Origin of the sequence: Pectobacterium odoriferum (genome assembly GCF_009931295.1) — a bacterium.
Lineage (GTDB): Bacteria > Pseudomonadota > Gammaproteobacteria > Enterobacterales > Enterobacteriaceae > Pectobacterium > Pectobacterium odoriferum.
The window spans coordinates 665065-686288 of sequence record NZ_CP034938.1 but is presented as its reverse complement, the minus strand read 5'-3'; the positions used below and the strand labels follow the sequence as shown (position 1 = coordinate 686288).

The following is a 21224-nucleotide window of genomic DNA, read 5'->3' as shown; positions in this document are numbered from 1 at the left end:
ATGCGATTCGAAGAACATTCCCAGTAAAAAACCCCAGCCTGAGCTGGGGTTTCGTAAGTTACAGATGTCAATCGCAGGCGAATTACTTGTCGTCCACTTGCTCAGACAGGGTGTTACCTGGATTAGTATTACTGGGATTAGGCGTCTGTGGCTCATCTACTGGCGTAGGGGCTTTAGGTGTACCGCCACCGTTACCAGAATCGTTGTCAGAGCGGGACTCTTCCCAACCCGCAGGCGGGCGAACGTCCTTCTTACGTCCCATCAGATCGTCGATCTGCGGCGCATCAATGGTTTCATACTTCATCAACGCATCTTTCATTGAGTGAAGGATATCCATGTTTGCCATCAACAGTTCGCGAGCACGCACATAGTTACGTTCAACCAGAGATTTTACTTCCTGATCGATAATACGCGCGGTTTCATCTGACATGTGCTTAGCTTTTGCTACGGAGCGACCGAGGAATACCTCGCCTTCTTCTTCAGCATAAAGCAAAGGACCCAGTTTTTCAGAGAAGCCCCACTGCGTTACCATGTTACGAGCAATCGACGTGGCCACTTTGATGTCATTGGACGCGCCTGTCGAAACATGTTCCACGCCGTAAATGATTTCTTCGGCCAGTCGACCACCGTACAGCGTAGAGATCTGGCTTTCCAGCTTCTGACGGCTGGCGCTGATCGCATCGCCTTCAGGCAGGAAGAACGTCACGCCAAGTGCACGCCCACGCGGAATGATCGTCACTTTATGGACCGGATCGTGCTCTGGCACCAGACGACCGATGATGGCGTGTCCTGCTTCATGATACGCCGTCGATTCTTTCTGCTTTTCCGTCATTACCATGGAACGGCGCTCTGCACCCATCATGATTTTGTCTTTCGCTTTCTCGAATTCGACCATCGACACAACGCGTTTGTTGCCACGCGCGGAGAACAATGCGGCTTCGTTAACCAGGTTAGCCAAATCCGCACCAGAGAAACCTGGTGTGCCACGAGCAATTACTGACGCATCGATATCTGGAGACAGCGGTACGCGACGCATGTGAACTTTCAGAATCTGTTCACGACCGCGAACATCCGGCAGGCCAACCACAACCTGACGGTCAAAACGACCTGGACGCAGTAACGCGGGGTCAAGCACATCAGGGCGGTTAGTTGCCGCGATGACAATAATGCCCTCGTTACCTTCGAAGCCGTCCATCTCAACCAGCATTTGGTTCAGCGTTTGTTCACGTTCATCGTGACCACCGCCCAAACCTGCACCACGCTGACGGCCAACGGCGTCGATTTCATCGATAAAGATGATACAAGGCGCGGCTTTCTTCGCTTGTTCGAACATGTCACGAACACGAGAAGCACCAACACCCACAAACATTTCAACGAAGTCAGAACCGGAAATCGTAAAGAAAGGCACTTTCGCTTCACCAGCAATCGCTTTTGCCAGCAGCGTTTTACCGGTTCCCGGCGGGCCGACCATCAGAATGCCTTTCGGAATTTTACCGCCCAGTTTCTGGAAACGGCTAGGCTCGCGCAGGTACTCGACCAGTTCGCTAACCTCTTCCTTCGCTTCGTCACAACCAGCTACATCAGCAAACGTCGTCTTGATCTGATCTTCAGTCAGCATACGCGCTTTGCTCTTGCCGAAGGACATGGCACCTTTACCGCCGCCGCCTTGCATTTGACGCATGAAGAAGATCCAGACGCCAATCAGTAACAGCATCGGGAACCAGGAAATAAAGATAGAAGCCAGCAGGCTCGGCTCTTCCGGTGGCTCACCAACAACTTTCACGTTCTTCGTTAGCAGGTTATCCAGTAGCTTGGGGTCATTGACAGGAATGTAAGTCGTGTATCTGTTGCTGTCTTTTTTGATAACACTGATCTCACGCCCGTTAATACGTGCTTCACGGACCTGATCCTGATTCACTTCAGTCAAGAAGGTTGAATAATCCACCCTACGGCCATTCGACTCGCTGGGCCCAAAGCTCTGGAAAACAGACATCAGCACAACTGCGATGACTAACCAGAGAATTAGGTTTTTCGCCATGTCACTCAAGGGATTAACCTCATATTACAACTGTGTTAAAAAACAGCGTTAGGGTACTACAGTTTGCGCCCTGTCGCTACAATATACACTTCACGAGACCGGGCACGTGAGGCGTCTGGTTTACGAATTTTCACCTTCGTAAACAGGGAGCGAATTTCCCGCAGGTATTCATCAAAACCTTCTCCCTGAAACACTTTCACCAGGAAACTTCCGCCTGGCGCTAATACATCCCGACACATACCAAGTGCTAATTCAACCAGATACATCGACTTCGGAATATCAACGGCTGGTGTACCACTCATGTTAGGGGCCATGTCAGACATCACCACCTGAACTTTGCTATCGCCAACCCTTTCGAGCAAGGCTTTGAGGACCAGTTCATCACGAAAGTCCCCTTGCAGGAAATCGACGCCAACAATCGGATCCATCGGTAAAATATCACACGCGATAATTCGACCATTTCCACCAATTTGCGTGACCACATATTGTGACCAGCCACCCGGTGCCGCACCTAAATCCACAACTGTCATACCGGGTTTAAACAGTTTGTCGCCTTGCTGTATTTCGTCAAGTTTAAACCAAGCACGTGAGCGCAGCCCTTTTTTCTGGGCTTGCTGCACATATTTATCGCTAAAGTGTTCCTGCAACCAGCGACTGGAGCTTGCAGAACGCTTTTTATTCGCCATCGATTTTCCAACTATTCTCAGTAACACGCTCGTGGTGGGGAGAAACTTCTCACATATTACCAATCAGAACAGTCAAATTGGTTATAATCATGAGATGGCGGTAGAATGAACCGTTTTCAATCCCAACCTAAGTAAAAAAGACAATGAACCTAAGTAATAAACAAAAACAACACCTGAAAGGCTTGGCACATCCGCTAAAACCGGTTGTCATGCTGGGCAATAACGGTCTCACCGAAGGTGTTCTGGCTGAGATCGAACAAGCATTAGCGCATCACGAACTGATCAAGATAAAAGTAGCGACAGAAGACCGCGAAACCAAAGCCTTGATTGTTGAAGCGATTGTTCGTGAAACGGGTGCCGCTAACGTCCAGGTCATCGGCCATACGCTGGTGCTCTACCGTCCTGCGAAAGAACGTAAAATTGTGTTACCACGATAACACTTTTTATTTCAGGATACTCGGTTTTAACGGAAAGGTGCCATGCCTCTCGGTTAGAGAAAAGGCCGCAAGCGGCCTTTTTCTTTTCTTTACAATTTTTGCTGTTTTAATCAACAATACGGCAAAATTTATAGATATTCGACCTTCAGGATCTCATATTCCACGTCGCCACCCGGCGTACGGATAACCACGACGTCATCTTGCTCTTTACCGATCAGGCCACGCGCGATAGGGGAATTCACAGAGATCAGATTCTGTTTAAAATCCGCTTCGTCATCGCCAACAATCCGGTAGGTTTGCTCTTCTTCGTTATCCAGATTCATCACCGTCACGGTCGCACCAAAAATGACGCGCCCATTGTTCGCCGCCATTTTCGTGACATCGATAACCTGTGCGTTAGACAGTTTTGCCTCGATATCTTGGATACGCCCTTCACAGAAGCCCTGCTGCTCACGTGCAGCATGGTATTCTGCGTTTTCTTTCAGATCGCCGTGCTCACGTGCTTCGGCAATCGCCGCAATAATTTCGGGTCGACGCACAGATTTCAGGTGGTCAAGCTCTTCGCGCAATTTTTCAGCGCCACGCAATGTCATCGGAAATTGTTTCATATTGTCTATACCTCTAAAAAAGTCCGTAAGACTCAAATAATCGTCATCCTGACGCGCTAAAAATCAAAGGCGACGGAGTCTCTGCAACGTGCAAGTCCTCACTGGACATAAAACAAAAGCAACCAGTCCCAGAACAAAATTTCCAGGCTAGCAGCGGTTTTGCATTTTGATACGTATTTTACCCCAGAGTTCAATGAGGGTCATCGTTTACTTTAGCCCTTGTTGCGCCGTAGTATGACCACACGTTGCCCCGTTATTAGCTGAGATTATGCGTTTTTCATCGATTGTTACCGGACTTGCCTGCGCTTTTGTTCTGCATACCAATGCAGCTTCTGTTGAGGATCATCGCCAATATTTACCAGATGGTGCCAATTTGGCGCTATTGGTACAAAAAGTTGGCGCAACAACACCCAGTATGGCCTTCAATAGCCAGCAAATGGCGCTTCCGGCCAGTACGCAAAAGGTGATAACTGCATTAGCAGCATTACTGCAATTAGGTCCAGATTATCGATTCATCACCACGATGGAAAGCCACGGGCCTGTCACCAGCGGTATTCTGAACGGTAACCTTATCGTACGGTTTAGCGGCGATCCTACGCTTAAGCGCCAGCAAATACGGAATATGGTGCAAGAATTAAGAAAACGCGGGATACAGGAAATCGCAGGGGATGTGCTAATCGACACCTCAGTGTTCGCCAGCCACGATAAAGCGCCTGGCTGGCCCTGGAACGACATGACACAATGCTTCAGCGCCCCGCCGGGTGCCGCGATTGTCGATCGTAACTGCTTCTCCGTCTCCCTCTACAGTGCGCCTAAAGCGGGTGATAATGCGTTTATCCGCGTTGCATCCTATTATCCGGTGCAAATGTTCAGCGAGGTCCGCACGCTGGCTAAAGGCTCCGCCGATGCCCAATACTGCGAGCTGGATGTGGTTCCTGGGGAATTGAATCGCTTTACGCTTACGGGCTGTCTGACCCAGCGCACAGAACCGCTTCCGCTGGCGTTCGCGATTCAGGATGGAGCCAGCTATGCTGGTGCTATCGTTAAAGATGAGCTACAGCAGGCAGATATCCGTATTAAAGGCAGCCTTCGTCGCCAGACGCAGCCAGGTCCTGCAGGAAGCGTACTGGCTCAAACACAATCGCCTCCGATGCGCGACCTGCTCACTATCATGCTGAAAAAATCAGACAATATGATAGCCGATACGGTTTTTCGTACCATTGGACACGAGCGTTTTAGCGTGCCTGGGACGTGGCGCGCTGGCGCTGATGCCGTGCGACAAATCCTGCGTCAGAAAGCGGGTGTAGATTTAGGAAATAGCATTGTTGTAGATGGTTCAGGCCTGTCACGACACAATCTGATTTCACCGGAAACGATGATGCAGGTATTGCAGTACATTGCACAGCACGATAATGAACTGAATTACATCACGATGCTTCCGCTTTCCGGCTATGACGGCACGCTGCGTTATCGTGGTGGCCTGCATGAAGCTGGCGTTGATGGCAAAGTTTCGGCTAAAACAGGGGCATTGCAGGGCGTATACAATCTGGCAGGCTTCATTACTACCGCAAGCGGCCAACGTATGGCATTCGTCCAGTTCCTATCCGGCTATGCTGTGCCGCCAGAAGACCAGCGCGCACGTCGCGTTCCTCTTGTGAGATTTGAAAGCCGTCTCTACAAAGATATTTATCAGAGCAACTAATATTATATACTCTAAATAATTCGAGTTGCGTGAAGGCGGCAACCGCACTAATCCTCAGGAGCTTACACGAGTAAGTGACTGGGGTGAGTAAGGGAAGTCAACGCGCAAGCAGCTTGAAGTATGACGAGTATAACAACGCGGCCTTACTTTGAGGGTAAGGCCGCGTTGGCGAGATCTGACTAGCAGGAGAACGAATTACTTTTGATAGATGATCTCAACACCTTCATCATCTTCATCGTCCCAGTCATCATCCCACTCTTCTTCAGCTTCTTTTTCTATTTCAGCCAGCTGTTCGCGGTGATAATCATCCCACATGAATTCCACTTTTTCCGGTGCGCTTTCGGCAATCGCCGTCACTTTCGGATTAGCTTTCAGGAAGTTCATCACGTCCCAGCAAAGTGGGTTGATGCCTTCACGGTTCGCTGCAGAAATTAGATAATATTTATCATCCCAACCAAGCGCAGCCGCAATATCTTTGGCACGTTTTTCCGCTTCAGCTTTATCGATCAAATCAACCTTGTTGAAAACCAACCAACGCGGTTTTTCTGCCAAACCCGCGCCATACTGCTCTAGCTCATTGATAATGATTTTGGCATTTTCAATCGGATCTGACTCATCAATCGGTGCTAAATCAACCAGATGCAACAGTACGCGGCAGCGTTCAAGGTGTTTCAGGAAGCGAATGCCTAACCCAGCGCCTTCGGATGCACCTTCAATCAAACCTGGGATATCCGCCACAACAAAGCTCTGTTCGCTATCCATACGGACAACACCAAGGCTCGGCACCAGCGTAGTAAACGGATAATCAGCCACTTTCGGCTTCGCTGCCGATACCGCACGGATAAAGGTCGATTTACCTGCGTTAGGCAGGCCAAGCATGCCCACGTCAGCCAGCAACAGCAGTTCCAACGTCAGCTCACGCTCTTCGCCTTTCGTACCGCTGGTCTTCTGACGAGGAGCACGGTTGACAGACGACTTAAAACGCGTGTTACCTAAACCATGCCAGCCGCCTTTCGCCACCATCAGACTCTGCTGATGACGCGTCATATCGCCCAGCACTTCGCCGGTTCCCTGATCCAGAACACGGGTACCAACAGGAACTTTAATCGTAATGTCTTTGCCGCGTTTACCCGTACAGTCACGACTTTGCCCGTTTTGTCCACGCTCAGCGCGGAAGGATTTCTCAAAACGATAGTCAATCAGCGTGTTCAGGTTTTCGTCTGCCAGCAGATAAACGTCACCACCATCGCCGCCGTCACCACCGTCCGGACCGCCATTGGGAATATATTTTTCACGGCGAAAGCTGACACAACCGTTACCGCCATCGCCTGCCACAACGAGAATTGTGGCTTCATCTACAAACTTCATTGATTCTCTCCGCAAAAAACCAATAGAGAATATCTACGTGTTTTAGGCTTGTTATTGGTTCTTCTTGGCGTAACTTTTTGATTTTACGGTATGTAGCGTGTTTCTACTCACCATTAAAAAACCGACGCACCAGAACGCATTCCAGCAAAGGAGCGGATTGTACCTGCCTGCTCCAATAATTTCATCTGTATTAAAAATAAACAACACATGCAGGCTGTCAAAAGATGGCAGTGACCGCTGCAATACGCTTTCTCTTAAGCTACTTTTTCGCTACCAATGGCAGCACAGGCTCTTTCTTTCCAGGAAGGAAGCGATGTCCAATAGCGGAAAACATGGCGCCAGCAACAACCACAAACGCACCAACATAGCCAACCCAGTTCAGTACGGGCGCAGCAAAGAAAGTCGGCCACCCTAACGCCAGCAGATCGGAAAACAGCAGTGTAAACAACGGTGTCAGCGTAATGACCGCACTAACCTGCGACGCCTGCCAGCGAGCCATTGCCTCCGCCAGCGCGCCATATCCAATCAACGTATTCGCACCGCAGAATAGCAAGCAAATAAGCTGCCAGTTGCTCAGTTGGAAAATAACCTCAAGCTTGGCAAAAGGTGTGATAAAGACGACGCACAGCACATATAACAAAAACAGAATCTGCTGTGATGTCAGACGTCGCAATAGAACTTTCTGCGCTACACCATAGGATACCCATACCGCCGAGGCGCAAACACCCAGCAGTACGCCCAACGTGTAGTCCGTCAGCCGAGTAAAAATCTCAATCAGGCTGGTATTAAAGAACAGGATCAGACCACAGATCAGCATGATCGCGCCGATAACCTGCGTACCGCGCATCTTTTCTTTTAGGATAAGTACGCTGGCGAACATCATGCCTACGGGAGAAAGCTGCCCGATAACCTGAGACGCCGTCGGGCTCAGATATTGCAGAGATGAGCTAAAGAAAACAAAGTTACCCAGTAGTCCAGCCGTCGCAATCAGTAGCAGAACCCACCAACGCCGATGCCGGAAAACCCGCATTGGCGGCAACGTCTTACGGGATGACAGAATAATGCCGAGCCCAATCGAAGCGATAAAAAAACGATACCAAACAATCGTATAAGGTTCCATCACCACCAGAACCTGTTTCATGGCTATCGGTAACGCACCCCAACAAACAGCCGTAGTCAGCGCTAGACAAAGACCGATGCCCGTCTGTTGTTTAGTATTCATACTTATCCAGATGGTTTACTCAGAATCAGAATGTAAAAAGCCCCGCAAAGAATTGCGGGGCTTAAATCCGTAAGACCTAACGCGAAAAATTATTCAGCAACGATGCTGATAAATTTACGGTTTTTCGGGCCTTTAACTTCAAACTGAACTTTACCATCAGTCAAAGCAAACAGAGTATGGTCTTTCCCGCAGCCAACATTAGTTCCTGCGTGGAATTTAGTACCACGTTGACGAACGATGATATTGCCAGCCAGTACACTTTCGCCGCCAAAACGTTTTACGCCCAGACGTTGTGCGTTAGAGTCACGACCGTTACGGGTTGAACCGCCAGCTTTCTTGTGTGCCATTTAATCCGCTCTCCTAATCTTAAGCGCTGATGCCGGTAATTTTCACGTCAGTGAACCACTGACGGTGGCCTGCTTGCTTACGGTAGTGTTTACGGCGACGGAACTTAACGATCTTCACCTTTTCGCCACGACCATGAGCAACAACTTCAGCTTTGATTTTACCGCCATCGACAAAAGGAACGCCGATTTTGATTTCTTCACCATTGGCAACCATCAGAACTTGGTCAAACTCAACGGCTTCACCAGTTGCGATGTCCAGCTTTTCCAAGCGAACGGTTTGACCTTCGCTTACTCGGTGTTGTTTACCACCACTTTGGAAAACTGCGTACATATAAAACTCCGCTTTCCGCGCACCCGTTAATAGGTTTCAGAGCGCGCTATAAATATTCATAATAGGGCGCGAATTCTACGCAAAAATACTGAGGATGACAAGTGCATAATCAACGGATGTGAAGAAAAAGAATACAACGTATCAACTGCCGTTTATCTCTCTCATTTTTCAAGTACAATCGGCGCAATAAGTTCCGTCTTGCCGATATGCAACAGCAATCTTACGGCAGTGTTGAAGACATACGTTGGCACAAACCATGAATCTAGAACAAATTACAACATTAACTGCGCAGGATATGGCGGCTGTTAATAACGTCATTCTTGAACAGCTGAATTCCGACGTCGTTTTGATAAACCAGCTTGGACATTACATCATCAGCGGTGGTGGAAAGCGTATACGCCCGATGATTGCTGTACTTGCCGCCAGAGCCCTCGACTATAACGGTGATAAGCATGTCACTGTCGCGGCACTGATCGAATTTATCCATACCGCAACGCTGCTGCATGATGATGTGGTAGACGAGTCTGACATGCGCCGGGGTAAAGCCACAGCAAATGCCGCCTTTGGCAACGCAGCGAGCGTGTTGGTTGGGGATTTCATCTATACCCGCGCTTTCCAGATGATGACCAACCTCGAATCGTTACGCGTGCTGGCGCTGATGTCAGAAGCAGTAAACGTAATTGCTGAAGGTGAAGTCTTGCAGCTAATGAACTGCAACGACCCGGATATCACTGAAGAAAGCTATATGCGCGTCATTTACAGCAAAACGGCGCGTTTATTTGAAGCCGCAGCGCAATCTTCATCCATACTTGCCGGCGCAACGCCAGAGCAAGAAAAGGCGCTTCAGGACTATGGCCGCTACTTGGGGACCGCATTCCAGTTAATTGATGACCTGCTCGACTACAGCGCAGACGGCAAAACGTTGGGTAAAAACACGGGCGATGATCTCAATGAAGGCAAGCCAACGCTGCCGTTACTGCACGCGATGCGTAATGGAAATGCAGAACAGAGCTCGCTGATTCGCAAGGCGATTGAAGAAGGAAACGGGCGCCATCTGCTGGAACCGGTTCTTGCAGCCATGCAGCAATGCGGTTCGCTTGATTATACGCGCCAGCGCGCCGAAGAAGAGGCAGATAAGGCAATTAGCGCACTACAGCTGCTGCCGGAAACGCCGCACCGTATGGCGCTCGAAGGCCTCGCCCACTTAGCTGTACAGCGTGATTTCTAACGTAGTGTAAGGTTCTTACCAGATAAGATCGTTGATTCATAAGTAGCGCTGCTTTGCAGCGCTACTCGTTCGCCAGACTTAGGCAGTCTGATCGATAGCGACATCATCCAGCCGAGACAGCATCGCTATTGTCCCTTCACGCAAGATGAAATTAATCAGCCGGGTTCGTTCATCAACGGAAAGTTGATGGAAAATATGCACCCACGATGACAGCAAGGTCGGCTCATTATCGATACGATAATATTCGGTTGGCGGATTCTCTTTCACTAACAGAGAATTCCTGACCTCATTCGGCAAACTGCGAATAGAGTATTCGACGCCACGCCCTTGAACCCCTTTCCGCCTGCGCTTTTCCCAACCGTCGTCACGCGCCCGTTTGTTCAGCCCTTGCGGTGATTTAGGCAATCCACCCACGCCAACCAGCTCACTTGTTGCAAACCATTCTTTGTCCATACTCGTCACTCCCTTGTTTGTTTTGAACAGGCATTACGTCAACTAGCCCAAAAGTTTCCATATAATAGACTATAATTACCTAAACCGCTAACTTTTACACGTTACCGACACGCCTAAGTAATAAAAGAAATGATGAAATCTAGCGCGATGACCAAGCATCGCGGCCAGAAAAAGTGCTACAAAGCGACAGAAAATACAGGTTCCTTTTCGTCACTGAGATTAACGTTCGAAAAGATCGCCAGTAGCGAATCAGTCAATCTCCATTGACGAGATAGGCTCCTCATCCGACGGTGTAATCCCCAACTGGCTCAGCGTGGAGGATACCCCGACTCGCAGAATATAAGCGATTAACTCATCTCTTTCTTTTTCAGATAGCTGCTGATAAATCTGCATCCATACGGCCAGTACCGCAGGCTGTTTCGCCGAGTAGGCGGAAGGCTCGATTTCGAGTAATAGGGATTTCTTTACCGTATCCGGCAAGCTGTGAATTGAGTACTCCACTCCTCTTCCCTGGACGCCTTTACGGCGACGCTTCTCCCATCCATCCTCGCGGGCGCGCTTATTTAATCCTTGTCTTGATTTCGGAAGGCCGCCGACTCCAACCAATTCGCTGGTAGCAAACCACTCTTTTTTCATTGCCTTTCATCCTGATAGTGCCATCCCTAACAAAAACGCGCTTATTTGGAAATTAATTGAGAATTTTAAGGAAAATTAATGCTATATTATTTCCAAATAATAATGTCATGTTAGTTCGGCATATAACTAACATCCGTTATTTATACCACTAATCGACAGTCGTCTTATAGCAAATAAGGGAAGGATTATGATTTTAAGGAAACAAGACTGGCATCCCGCTGATATCATTGCTGCACTGCGCAAGAAAAACACAACGCTGGCGGCGGTATCGCGAGCGGCCGGATTAAGCTCATCTACGTTAGCTAATGCGCTCTCGCGCCCTTGGCCCAAAGGGGAATGGCTTATTGCCGATGCGCTGAATATTCACCCCTCAGAGATTTGGCCCAGCCGGTACTACAATCCGGAAACCAATGAGCTTATCGACAGAAAAAAACTCATCCGTCCCGATTAAAAAAAGAAAAGCCGGAGATCGACATCTCCGGCTTTTTACTCTGCATATTATTAACGCTCAACCATACCCTAAATAATTCGAGTTGCAGGCAGGCGGCGACACAGTTAATCCCCAGAAGCTTACATAAGTAAGTGACTGGGGTGAACGAGGAAAGCCAACGCACAGGCAGCTTGAAGTATGACGGGTAATCAGTTCTTGATGAACGTCTCGCCCAGCTCAATATCCTGCTTCAGCGTATCCAGCATGCTGTTAAGCGCGTTTTGCTCAAAAGCGCTTAATGTGCCGATGTCTTTACGCTCGGCGACGCCGTCTTTGCCTAACAGAATCGGTTGAGCGAAGAAGCGAGCATGTTTGCCATCACTTTCAACGTATGCACATTCCACCACACCGCTTTCGCCTTGCAGCGCACGAACCAGAGACAGACCAAAGCGTGCCGCAGCCTGACCCATAGACAGCGTTGCCGATCCGCCACCAGCTTTAGCTTCAACAACCTCGGTACCCGCATTCTGGATACGCTTGGTCAGATCGGCCACTTCCTGATCGCTGAAGCTGATACCAGAAACCTGAGACAGCAGAGGCAGAATCGTCACACCAGAGTGTCCGCCAATAACCGGCACATTAATATCCTGCGGTTGTTTGCCTTTCAGCTCAGCAACGAACGTGTTGGAACGGATGATATCCAGCGTTGTTACGCCGAACAGTTTGTTTTTGTCATATACGCCAGCTTTTTTCAGCACTTCTGCTGCAATCGCAACAGTCGTGTTCACTGGGTTGGTAATGATACCGATACAGGCTTTCGGGCAGGTAACCGCAATTTGCTCAACCAGATTACGCACAATGCCAGCATTGACGTTAAACAAATCGGAACGATCCATACCAGGTTTGCGTGCCACACCCGCGGAGATCAGCACGATATCTGCACCAACAAGCGCTGGTTTAGCATCTTCACCGCTATAGCCTTTGATCTTCACTGCTGTAGGAATATGGCTCAGATCAACGGCAACACCCGGCGTGACCGGAGCGATATCGTAAAGGGATAGTTCTGAACCTGAAGGAAGCTGGGTTTTGAGGAGGAGTGCGAGTGCCTGACCGATACCACCTGCTGCTCCGAGAACTGCAACTTTCATCCTAAACTCCTTATTATCATAAAATAAAAAAGTGCCGTGAATTCATTTGGTTATAAACAGAATATAAAAATGGGGATAAGAGTAATCTACTTATCTTTCTACAAATGACATGAGAGACAAAAAATACGCTATGTCTCTAATAATAAATCAAAAACAACCATTCGTTTGAAAGGTAAGTAAAGTTAATAAGCTATTGAGCTATAACGCGGTGTTCATTCACTGGCGGTTAACCTATGGGCTACATTACACTGATCAATGGCGTCCAAACAACATCATTCTGATAACATTTGATTTACTTTTATGTGACGCAGGACGCATTTTTCGGACTACCCAGAGGCTGAATTTTTTTGAAAACAGCGACTAACGCATATCTGGTGAAATGGATTGGAATTATACGCAATTTAATTGCATAAAAATTCACACAACTGCATAATGGGAAGATTAACCATAACAATTAATCCGGTGCAGAATGCGAAATTCGACAAAACAAGAAGACCTCGTTAAAGCGTTCAAAGCGCTGTTAAAGGAAGAGAAGTTCAGTTCTCAAAGTGAAATTGTTCAGGCATTGCAAGACGAAGGATTTGAAAACATCAACCAATCCAAGGTGTCACGCATGCTAACGAAATTTGGTGCCGTGCGCACGCGCAATGCCAAAATGGAGATGGTGTATTGTCTCCCAGCCGAGCTTGGCGTCCCGACTACGTCCAGCCCGCTGAAGAACCTTGTGCTGGACGTGGACTACAACGACGCGGTTGTCGTGATCCATACCAGCCCAGGAGCCGCACAGCTTATTGCTCGCCTGCTAGACTCACTTGGGAAGTCAGAAGGTATTCTCGGCACCATCGCGGGTGATGACACCATCTTTACCACCCCTGCAAGAGGCTTCAGCGTCAAACAGCTTTACGAAGCTATTCTGGTGCTATTCGAACAAGAGCTGTAATTCGCTCGTACGCTGCCGTTTTTGTTACTCGTTCTTTGCTACGTGTAGACCCGCTACACGTAGCGACTATTGCGTTTGAAATCTCACACCGCAGGCAATTCGGCCAACGGCCAACGTGGCCGAACGGATACGCCCAGCGTCTGGCTCGCACCATGAACCAAACGTACGCTACCCGCATAGGCAATCATCGCGCCATTATCTGTGCAGAATTCGGGGCGTGCATAAAACACTTCACCGCCGCGTTTAACCATCACTTCACCTAAGCGCTGGCGTAACGTCCGGTTTGCGCTCACGCCCCCCGCCATGACCAGTCGTTTAAAGCCCGTCTCATCCAGCGCACGACGACATTTTATCGCCAGCGTATCTACAACGGCATCTTCAAACGCACGAGCGATGTCAGCACGCGTTTGATCGTCATCACCGTTGCTACGAATCGTATTAGCCGCAAACGTTTTTAGCCCAGAAAAGCTGAAATCCAGCCCCGGCCGGTCAGTCATCGGGCGCGGAAACGTGAAACGTTGGGAATTCCCTACCTGCGCCATTTTCGACAGCATTGGGCCACCGGGATAATCTAATCCCAGTAATTTCGCTGTTTTATCAAACGCTTCACCCGCAGCATCATCAATCGACTCACCCAGCAAACGGTACTCACCAATGCCCGTCACGCTGATGAGCTGCGTATGACCACCAGAGACCAGCAGCGCCACGAAAGGAAACGCCGGCGGGTTATCTTCCAGCATCGGCGCCAGCAAATGCCCTTCCATATGGTGCACAGGAATCGCCGGTACCCCCCATGCAAATGCCAACGATCTACCGATCGTCGCGCCCACTAATAGCGCGCCGACCAAACCAGGGCCAGCGGTGTAAGCCACGCCATTGATATCGTCAGCCTGTAGCCCAGCTTCACGCAGCGCCGCCTGAATCAACGGAACCGTTTTACGCACGTGATCGCGTGAGGCGAGCTCTGGCACTACACCGCCGTAATCAGCATGTAATTTGACCTGACTGTATAGCTGATTGGCGAGTAAACCAGCTTCCGTGTCATAAATAGCTACTCCGGTTTCATCACAGGATGTTTCGATACCCAGTACGCGCATTGCAGTTCCTACTTTGATGACGATAGAGGCATTCGTTAAATGCCACTTGCTTCAAACTGCGGATAGTCTACCATAAGCGACCTGATTTCTGCGCTGGCAGCGGTTGGGTGTTTTATGATCACCGCAATGCTTTACAAAGGCGTCACGTTTGCAGTAGAATTCCGCACCATTTTGAAAAGGCTGGCACAAGGCCAGCGGCAAACCGAATTTATTGAGGTGAGAGGCACATGCCGGTAATTAAAGTACGTGAAAACGAGCCGTTCGACGTAGCTCTGCGTCGCTTCAAACGTTCCTGTGAAAAAGCAGGCGTTCTGGCTGAAGTTCGTCGTCGTGAGTTTTATGAAAAACCAACGACTGAACGCAAGCGCGCTAAAGCTTCTGCAGTGAAACGTCACGCGAAGAAATTGGCTCGAGAAAACGCACGCCGCACTCGTCTGTATTAATTTTCAGGAGGGTTTCCCTCCAACGCGTGATTAATCCGCAGACTTAGCAGTTGCATACGTAAGGCCGTGCTTTCCGAAAGGAAGCGCGGCTTGTTGTCGTTTATAAGCTATATCCAATGTAACCATCTTACAGAAGGGTATACTCTAGGGGCTTATGGCTGGACGAATCCCACGCGTATTTATTAATGACCTGCTAGCTCGCACCGACATCGTCGATCTCATTGACGCGCGCGTCAAACTGAAAAAGCAGGGCAAAAACTACCATGCGTGCTGTCCGTTCCATCACGAAAAAACCCCCTCATTCACCGTAAACGGTGACAAACAGTTCTATCACTGTTTTGGCTGTGGCGCACACGGCACCGCCATAGACTTTTTAATGAATTACGATCGTCTCGAATTCGTTGAAACTATTGAAGAACTGGCTACGATGCATGGCCTGGAAGTGCCTTATGAAACTGGCACAGGCCCAACTAAGCAAGAAATTCACCAACGACATAATCAGTATGAACTGATGGGACACATCAGCTCGTTTTATCAGCAAGCACTGCGACATTCCGTCGGAGTTCCTGCGTTGCAGTATCTGCAACAGCGTGGTTTAAGTGCAGAGGTGATCAGCCATTTTGCAATTGGCTTCGCCCCATCTGGCTGGGATAACGTTCTCAAGCGGTTTGGTGAAGGTAGCGATCGCAACGTATTGAACGATGTCGGTATGCTGGTGACTAACGATCAGGGCAGAATGTACGACCGCTTTCGCGAGCGAGTGATGTTCCCCATCCGCGACAAACGGGGAAGAGTGATTGCCTTCGGCGGACGCGTGTTAGGTAACGATACGCCGAAGTATCTGAACTCACCAGAAACGGGCATTTTCCATAAAGGTCGCCAGCTGTACGGCCTGTATGAAGCACAGCAAAGCCATAAAGATCTCAAACGACTCTTGGTTGTTGAAGGTTATATGGATGTGGTAGCGCTGGCGCAGTTTGGTATTGATTATGCGGTGGCATCGCTGGGTACGTCCACCACTGCCGAACACATTCAGTTACTCTTTCGCGCCACAGACCAGGTGGTGTGTTGTTACGACGGGGACCGGGCAGGACGCGAAGCGGCATGGCGCGCGCTGGAAACTGCGCTACCCTATTTGAACGATGGCCGCCAGCTACGTTTTATGTTCCTGCCGGACGGTGAAGATCCCGACACGCTGGTGCGTAAAGAAGGCAAAGCCGCCTTTGAGCTGCGTATGGTACAAGCGTTGCCGCTGTCGCAGTTTCTGTTTGAGACGCTGCAACAGCAGGTGGATATGAGTTCTGCTGATGGTCGAACCAAACTGGGTATTCTCGCTATGCCATTGATTGGTCAAGTGCCGGGAGAAACACAACGGCTTTACTTACGCCAACAACTTGGCAACAAGCTAGGTATTTTGGACGACAGCCAGCTGGATCGGCTGCTGCCCAAAGCCGCAGAGCTGGAGCAGTCTTACCAGACGCCGCAACTAAAAGTCACAACTATGCGTATACTTATAGGACTCTTAGTGCAAAACCCGAGGCTAGCGACTGAAGTTCCTGACCTCGCGTTGGAAGGTATTGAGCAAGACAAAGTCCCAGGTTTATCGTTGTTTCAGGACTTGGTGAAAACCTGTAACGCCAGCCCGGGAATGAGTATGGCTCTACTGTTAGAACAATATCGCGACAGCAAATACTATAAACAGCTTGAAACCATAGCGGTATGGAACCATATGATCGTAGAGGAAGAGCTCGACGAGAAGTTCAGAATCAGTCTGGCAGAACTCTACGATCAGCTGTTGAAACAGCGACAAGAAGCATTGATTGCCCGTGACAGAACGCATGGGCTCAACGCCAAAGAAAAAAAAGAGCTTTGGTCGTTGCAACTGGCGTTGACCAGAAAACACTGATACAGAGGCTTAATTGCCGATAAATAGCAGGGTTGAGCCCTGCAAAGAGCCGCTACAGGGGCCGCGGCGATAAGAAAAATACCCCTAATGCTATTGTTAGCGAACTACGCTGACCGACACCAACCCAAATACTCTGAAGTGTGGATACCGTCTTATGGAGCAAAACCCGCAGTCACAGCTGAAGCTGCTTGTCACCCGTGGTAAGGAGCAAGGCTACCTGACCTATGCTGAGGTCAATGACCATCTGCCGGAAGATATCATCGACTCAGATCAGATCGAAGATATCATCCAGATGATTAACGACATGGGCATCCAGGTGATGGAAGAAGCACCGGATGCAGACGATCTGTTGCTGGCCGAAAACACCAATGATGCCGATGAAGATGCGGCAGAGGCTGCTGCGCAGGTTCTATCCAGTGTTGAATCGGAAATTGGTCGCACCACCGATCCGGTTCGCATGTACATGCGTGAAATGGGTACCGTTGAGCTGTTGACGCGTGAGGGCGAGATCGATATCGCCAAGCGTATTGAAGACGGTATCAACCAGGTTCAGTGCTCTGTTGCTGAGTATCCTGAAGCCATTACTTACCTGCTGGAACAGTATGACCGCGTCGAAGCGGGCGAAAGCCGCCTGTCCGATCTGATCACTGGTTTCGTCGATCCTAATGCGGAAGAGGATATTGCCCCTACCGCGACTCACGTTGGCTCCGAGCTTTCGACCGAAGAAATGGACGATGACGACGAGGAAGAAGACGACGAGGAAGAAGAAGACGACAACAGTATCGACCCTGAACTGGCGCGTGAGAAGTTCACCGAGCTGCGTGTGCAATATGAAACGACCCGTCAGGTTATCAAAGCTCACGGTCGTAGCCATGCATTAGCAGCACAGGAAATCCTGAATCTGTCCGAAGTCTTCAAACAGTTCCGTCTGGTGCCGAAACAGTTTGATTTCCTGGTTAACAGCATGCGTTCCATGATGGATCGCGTTCGTACTCAGGAACGTTTGATCATTAAGTTGTGTGTTGAACAGTGCAAAATGCCGAAGAAAAACTTCGTCACGATGTTCACTGGCAATGAAACCAACAACACTTGGTTTGCCGCAGCAGTCGCAATGGGCAAGCCATGGTCTGAAAAGCTGAATGATGTTGAAGAAGACGTCACCCGCAGCCTGCAAAAACTGCAGCAGATCGAAGAAGAAACCGGCCTGACGATCGAGCAAGTTAAAGACATCAACCGTCGTATGTCGATTGGTGAAGCGAAAGCGCGTCGCGCCAAGAAAGAGATGGTGGAAGCCAACTTGCGTCTGGTTATTTCTATCGCGAAGAAATACACCAACCGCGGTTTGCAGTTCCTCGACCTGATTCAGGAAGGCAACATCGGTTTGATGAAAGCGGTAGATAAGTTCGAATATCGCCGTGGTTACAAATTCTCGACCTATGCAACTTGGTGGATCCGTCAGGCGATCACCCGTTCTATCGCCGATCAGGCGCGTACCATCCGTATTCCGGTACACATGATTGAGACGATCAACAAACTGAACCGTATCTCTCGTCAGATGTTGCAGGAAATGGGTCGCGAGCCGACGCCGGAAGAGCTGGCTGAGCGTATGCTGATGCCAGAAGACAAGATCCGTAAAGTGCTGAAAATCGCGAAAGAGCCGATTTCAATGGAAACCCCGATTGGTGATGATGAAGATTCACATTTGGGCGACTTCATCGAAGATACGACGCTGGAGCTGCCGCTGGATTCCGCCACATCGGAAAGCCTGCGTTCTGCGACACACGACGTACTAGCTGGCCTGACCGCACGTGAAGCGAAAGTACTGCGCATGCGTTTCGGTATCGATATGAACACCGACCATACGTTGGAAGAAGTGGGCAAACAGTTTGACGTTACGCGTGAACGTATTCGTCAGATCGAAGCGAAAGCACTGCGTAAACTGCGTCACCCAAGCCGTTCCGAAGTGCTGCGTAGCTTCCTGGATGATTAATTTGTTCCTCAGCTAATCCACACACTAAATATCCCTACGATAAATAACCCCGGTTCGCTGGGGTTATTTTTTGCCCGTCAGAACATTCAGCCCTGATTTACAGGTCATCCTGCAACGCCCGATGCAGTTCCTGATACGACGCCACCAGCGACTCCAGCGTCGAACGATTCAGCCCACTAGGGTTCGGAGCACCCAAACCTGCGTCTCGCCAATACGCAGCTCCTGGCGCCCCCACGAAACCTTCTTAATGCCAAATGCCTGACTGAACGCCTGCTTCCCTAACACCGCCAGCGCACGCGGCTGATAGTGCGTCATCTTCTCAACAATCGTATTCCCACCTTGCAGCAGCTCATCTCGCCCCAGCTCGGTGGCTTCAACTGTGGGGCGATCCACCAACATGGTGATGCCGCATCCAGTGTCCAACAGATGCTGTTCTTCCGCGGGTGTCAGCAAGCGTTCAGTAAAGCCTGCCTGATGAATCACTTTCCAGAAGCGGTTACTGGGATTCGCGAAGTGGTAACCGTGATGGGCCGTCGACAGCCCGGGGTTAATGCCGCAGAAAACCACCTGAAGATTCATGGCCAGAATATCGGTAATCATGTCTTTCCCTACTTCCGTTGACTACAAGCTATCGTAAATTCTGATAAGAATAACAACAAGCTATCTTGAGTATAAAACCACCACCCAGCAGATAGGCTATAGACCTCCCCCTGCACATTACCGTATAATCATCGCCCATTCGGCCCCTTAGCTCAGTGGTTAGAGCAGGCGACTCATAATCGCTTGGTCGCTGGTTCAAGTCCAGCAGGGGCCACCAGATATATCAAGGAGTTACGTTAATCACGTGACTCCTTTTTTTTGGGGCGTCTGTTTAGGAAGAAGCGGGATGGAATAGAAAACCAAGACGGCCTGCTGAGTTCTGGCAGCAGTCAGCGCGTTAGCTGTCTACGATTATTACCTCAGACATAACGGCACGTCCTGCCTGGAAGTGACGTATGAGCCAAGCTATTGACTATGTTAAGCACGATCTCCTGACACACCGCATTCCCCGCTGGGCTAAATTCAAACCTCAACACCGCGACACCGGTGATTGTTTTTGACAAAGCAGCCTCACCCACGTTATCCGCCCCAGAGATTTACCTCCTAGCATTCACCGTCTCCGGCCCACAGAAAACACACTCGCTGTTTGCCATGTACGAATGCAAAACAGGCTCAGTTAAGTATGCCTCGGAAGACTGACAGACGTCATTCACGTCTTAATAACTTGCGAACACACGTCGATAAACGCGCGTAATTTGGGTTGATTCCTCGCAGCTCTGGAGAAATAAAGAAAGAGGCCGTCGTTGCCCGGCGAGAGATCGAGTAACGCCGCTTCTAGGGTGCCATTTGCCAGTTCGCGTGAGGTATGGAAGGTGGATGAGTAAATAAGCCCAACGCCTCTGACCGCGAGGCTACGCATTAACTCACCATCGTTCACGGTAATTGTACCAGTCGGCTCAACTCTTACACTTTCCTTATTTTCGACAAACTCCCACCGATAAATATCCCCCTTTTCAGGGCGGCGAAAGCGAATGCATTCGTGATGCACCAGATCGCGCGTCGCTTTAGGCTTACCGTTCGCTTTAAAATAGTCTGCCGAACCAAATACCGCCCACTTAAATGGCGGGGAGAGTCGTACTGCAATCATATCCTGTTCGATGTATGAACCGATCATGATGCCAGCATCGTAGCCTTCGGAGACGAAATTATCGTGACGATTACTCACCGTGATATCGATATTCAAATTCGGCCACGCCTGACGAAATGCAGGAATGAGGGGCTCGATAACATGGGGCAATGCCAAACGTTCTACGATCAGCTTCAACGTCCCCGAGGGCTTTTTTGCCGATTGAGCCACATCTTCAAAACCTGTTGCGATAACGTGTGCTGCGGGCCCAATTTTCAGCAGCAGGCCTTCTCCTGCTTCCGTCAATGCCATTTTGCGTGTCGTGCGATGGAAAAGTAGCACGCCGAGGCGATGCTCCAGTTTCTGGAGCGACAGACTCACCGAGCCCGGCGTCTTACCCAGATCGAGCGCGGCTTTGCGAATGCTCAATCGTTTCGCTATCGCCAGAAATTCTGCCAGTCCATCAAAGCTATCAGATTGCCCCATCAGGGTTCCTCATCGTCATGCGATACCAGGATCATTCAACGCACTTTACGACAGTTTCTCAC

General features: G+C 49.6%; 21 protein-coding genes, 1 tRNA gene and 1 pseudogene. 10 read left to right on the top strand and 13 right to left on the bottom strand.

Features of this window, described 5'->3' with window-relative positions; all coding sequences use genetic code 11:
- Positions 1 to 82: 82 nt before the first annotated feature.
- Together ftsH and rlmE are read right to left on the bottom strand one after the other, a co-directional pair.
- Complete coding sequence (gene ftsH, locus EO763_RS03055; protein WP_072014042.1) at positions 83 to 2047, bottom strand: ATP-dependent zinc metalloprotease FtsH; 1965 nt, start codon at positions 2045 to 2047, stop codon at positions 83 to 85.
- A gap of 47 nt (positions 2048 to 2094) precedes the next feature.
- Positions 2095 to 2724 (bottom strand): 23S rRNA (uridine(2552)-2'-O)-methyltransferase RlmE, encoded by a 630-nt coding sequence (gene rlmE, locus EO763_RS03050; protein WP_005971510.1) that lies wholly within the window; start codon positions 2722 to 2724, stop codon positions 2095 to 2097.
- Positions 2725 to 2867: 143 nt separating this feature from the next.
- Between rlmE and yhbY the strand changes: the two genes are divergently transcribed.
- Positions 2868 to 3161, top strand: coding sequence for a ribosome assembly RNA-binding protein YhbY (gene yhbY / locus EO763_RS03045; protein WP_010283039.1), 294 nt, complete (start codon positions 2868 to 2870; stop codon positions 3159 to 3161).
- A 128-nt stretch (positions 3162 to 3289) separates the two neighbouring features.
- On the opposite strand, the gene greA is transcribed toward yhbY, so the two are convergent.
- Positions 3290 to 3769: a transcription elongation factor GreA gene (greA, locus tag EO763_RS03040; protein ID WP_039491262.1), complete on the bottom strand. Its 480-nt coding sequence runs from the start codon at positions 3767 to 3769 to the stop codon at positions 3290 to 3292.
- 268 nt (positions 3770 to 4037) lie between these two features.
- On the opposite strand from greA, the gene dacB reads away from it, so the two are divergent.
- Positions 4038 to 5471, top strand: coding sequence for a serine-type D-Ala-D-Ala carboxypeptidase (dacB, locus tag EO763_RS03035; protein ID WP_161528050.1), 1434 nt, complete (start codon positions 4038 to 4040; stop codon positions 5469 to 5471).
- A gap of 195 nt (positions 5472 to 5666) precedes the next feature.
- Here the strand turns inward: dacB and cgtA are convergent, their stop codons facing one another.
- From cgtA to rplU, 4 genes are all read right to left on the bottom strand, one after another.
- Positions 5667 to 6839 (bottom strand): Obg family GTPase CgtA, encoded by a 1173-nt coding sequence (gene cgtA, locus EO763_RS03030; RefSeq protein ID WP_161528049.1) that lies wholly within the window; start codon positions 6837 to 6839, stop codon positions 5667 to 5669.
- A gap of 259 nt (positions 6840 to 7098) precedes the next feature.
- Entirely contained in the window at positions 7099 to 8061 is a 963-nt protein-coding gene (locus EO763_RS03025; RefSeq protein ID WP_010302546.1) for a DMT family transporter, read from the bottom strand.
- Between the two features lie 89 nt (positions 8062 to 8150).
- On the bottom strand, positions 8151 to 8408 hold the full coding sequence (gene rpmA / locus EO763_RS03020) for a 50S ribosomal protein L27 (protein ID WP_005971498.1): 258 nt from the start codon (positions 8406 to 8408) through the stop codon (positions 8151 to 8153).
- A gap of 19 nt (positions 8409 to 8427) precedes the next feature.
- The gene (gene rplU, locus EO763_RS03015) at positions 8428 to 8739 is read right to left on the bottom strand and encodes a 50S ribosomal protein L21 (RefSeq protein ID WP_010283026.1); all 312 of its coding nucleotides are present in this window, start codon (positions 8737 to 8739) and stop codon (positions 8428 to 8430) included.
- A 256-nt stretch (positions 8740 to 8995) separates the two neighbouring features.
- On the opposite strand from rplU, the gene ispB reads away from it, so the two are divergent.
- A complete protein-coding gene (ispB, locus tag EO763_RS03010) occupies positions 8996 to 9967 on the top strand; it encodes an octaprenyl diphosphate synthase (RefSeq protein ID WP_161528048.1) in 972 nt (323 codons plus the stop codon).
- Between the two features lie 78 nt (positions 9968 to 10045).
- Here the strand turns inward: ispB and EO763_RS03005 are convergent, their stop codons facing one another.
- Both EO763_RS03005 and EO763_RS03000 read right to left on the bottom strand, forming a co-directional pair.
- Positions 10046 to 10420 (bottom strand): DNA-binding protein, encoded by a 375-nt coding sequence (locus EO763_RS03005; protein ID WP_010302539.1) that lies wholly within the window; start codon positions 10418 to 10420, stop codon positions 10046 to 10048.
- A 249-nt stretch (positions 10421 to 10669) separates the two neighbouring features.
- Positions 10670 to 11056, bottom strand: coding sequence for a DNA-binding protein (locus EO763_RS03000; RefSeq protein ID WP_039491266.1), 387 nt, complete (start codon positions 11054 to 11056; stop codon positions 10670 to 10672).
- Between the two features lie 187 nt (positions 11057 to 11243).
- Here EO763_RS03000 and EO763_RS02995 point away from each other — a divergent pair, with 187 nt between their 5' ends.
- On the top strand, positions 11244 to 11507 hold the full coding sequence (locus tag EO763_RS02995; protein ID WP_039303153.1) for a helix-turn-helix domain-containing protein: 264 nt from the start codon (positions 11244 to 11246) through the stop codon (positions 11505 to 11507).
- Positions 11508 to 11695: 188 nt separating this feature from the next.
- Here EO763_RS02995 and mdh read toward each other — a convergent pair whose 3' ends face one another.
- Positions 11696 to 12634, bottom strand: a complete 939-nt coding sequence (gene mdh / locus EO763_RS02990; protein ID WP_039491268.1) for a malate dehydrogenase — start codon at positions 12632 to 12634, stop codon at positions 11696 to 11698.
- A gap of 469 nt (positions 12635 to 13103) precedes the next feature.
- Between mdh and argR the strand changes: the two genes are divergently transcribed.
- Entirely contained in the window at positions 13104 to 13574 is a 471-nt protein-coding gene (gene argR / locus EO763_RS02985; protein WP_010283010.1) for a transcriptional regulator ArgR, read from the top strand.
- A gap of 83 nt (positions 13575 to 13657) precedes the next feature.
- Here argR and tsaD read toward each other — a convergent pair whose 3' ends face one another.
- Positions 13658 to 14671, bottom strand: a complete 1014-nt coding sequence (gene tsaD, locus EO763_RS02980) for a tRNA (adenosine(37)-N6)-threonylcarbamoyltransferase complex transferase subunit TsaD (protein WP_161528047.1) — start codon at positions 14669 to 14671, stop codon at positions 13658 to 13660.
- Positions 14672 to 14898: 227 nt separating this feature from the next.
- Here tsaD and rpsU point away from each other — a divergent pair, with 227 nt between their 5' ends.
- From rpsU to rpoD, 3 genes are all read left to right on the top strand, one after another.
- Positions 14899 to 15114, top strand: a complete 216-nt coding sequence (gene rpsU, locus EO763_RS02975) for a 30S ribosomal protein S21 (RefSeq protein ID WP_001144069.1) — start codon at positions 14899 to 14901, stop codon at positions 15112 to 15114.
- Between the two features lie 154 nt (positions 15115 to 15268).
- The gene (gene dnaG / locus EO763_RS02970) at positions 15269 to 17020 is read left to right on the top strand and encodes a DNA primase (RefSeq protein ID WP_044203900.1); all 1752 of its coding nucleotides are present in this window, start codon (positions 15269 to 15271) and stop codon (positions 17018 to 17020) included.
- Positions 17021 to 17174: 154 nt separating this feature from the next.
- Positions 17175 to 19010, top strand: coding sequence for an RNA polymerase sigma factor RpoD (rpoD, locus tag EO763_RS02965; protein ID WP_161528046.1), 1836 nt, complete (start codon positions 17175 to 17177; stop codon positions 19008 to 19010).
- A gap of 97 nt (positions 19011 to 19107) precedes the next feature.
- Here rpoD and mug read toward each other — a convergent pair.
- Positions 19108 to 19610 (bottom strand): annotated as a pseudogene (mug, locus tag EO763_RS02960) (G/U mismatch-specific DNA glycosylase).
- Positions 19611 to 19751: 141 nt separating this feature from the next.
- Here mug and EO763_RS02955 point away from each other — a divergent pair.
- Together EO763_RS02955 and EO763_RS23500 are read left to right on the top strand one after the other, a co-directional pair.
- A tRNA-Ile gene (locus EO763_RS02955) sits at positions 19752 to 19827 on the top strand.
- A 178-nt stretch (positions 19828 to 20005) separates the two neighbouring features.
- The gene (locus tag EO763_RS23500) at positions 20006 to 20110 is read left to right on the top strand and encodes a protein YebF (protein WP_244322046.1); all 105 of its coding nucleotides are present in this window, start codon (positions 20006 to 20008) and stop codon (positions 20108 to 20110) included.
- Positions 20111 to 20259: 149 nt separating this feature from the next.
- Here EO763_RS23500 and EO763_RS02950 read toward each other — a convergent pair whose 3' ends face one another.
- On the bottom strand, positions 20260 to 21162 hold the full coding sequence (locus EO763_RS02950; RefSeq protein ID WP_161528045.1) for a LysR family transcriptional regulator: 903 nt from the start codon (positions 21160 to 21162) through the stop codon (positions 20260 to 20262).
- Between the last annotated feature and the right edge of the window lie 62 nt (positions 21163 to 21224).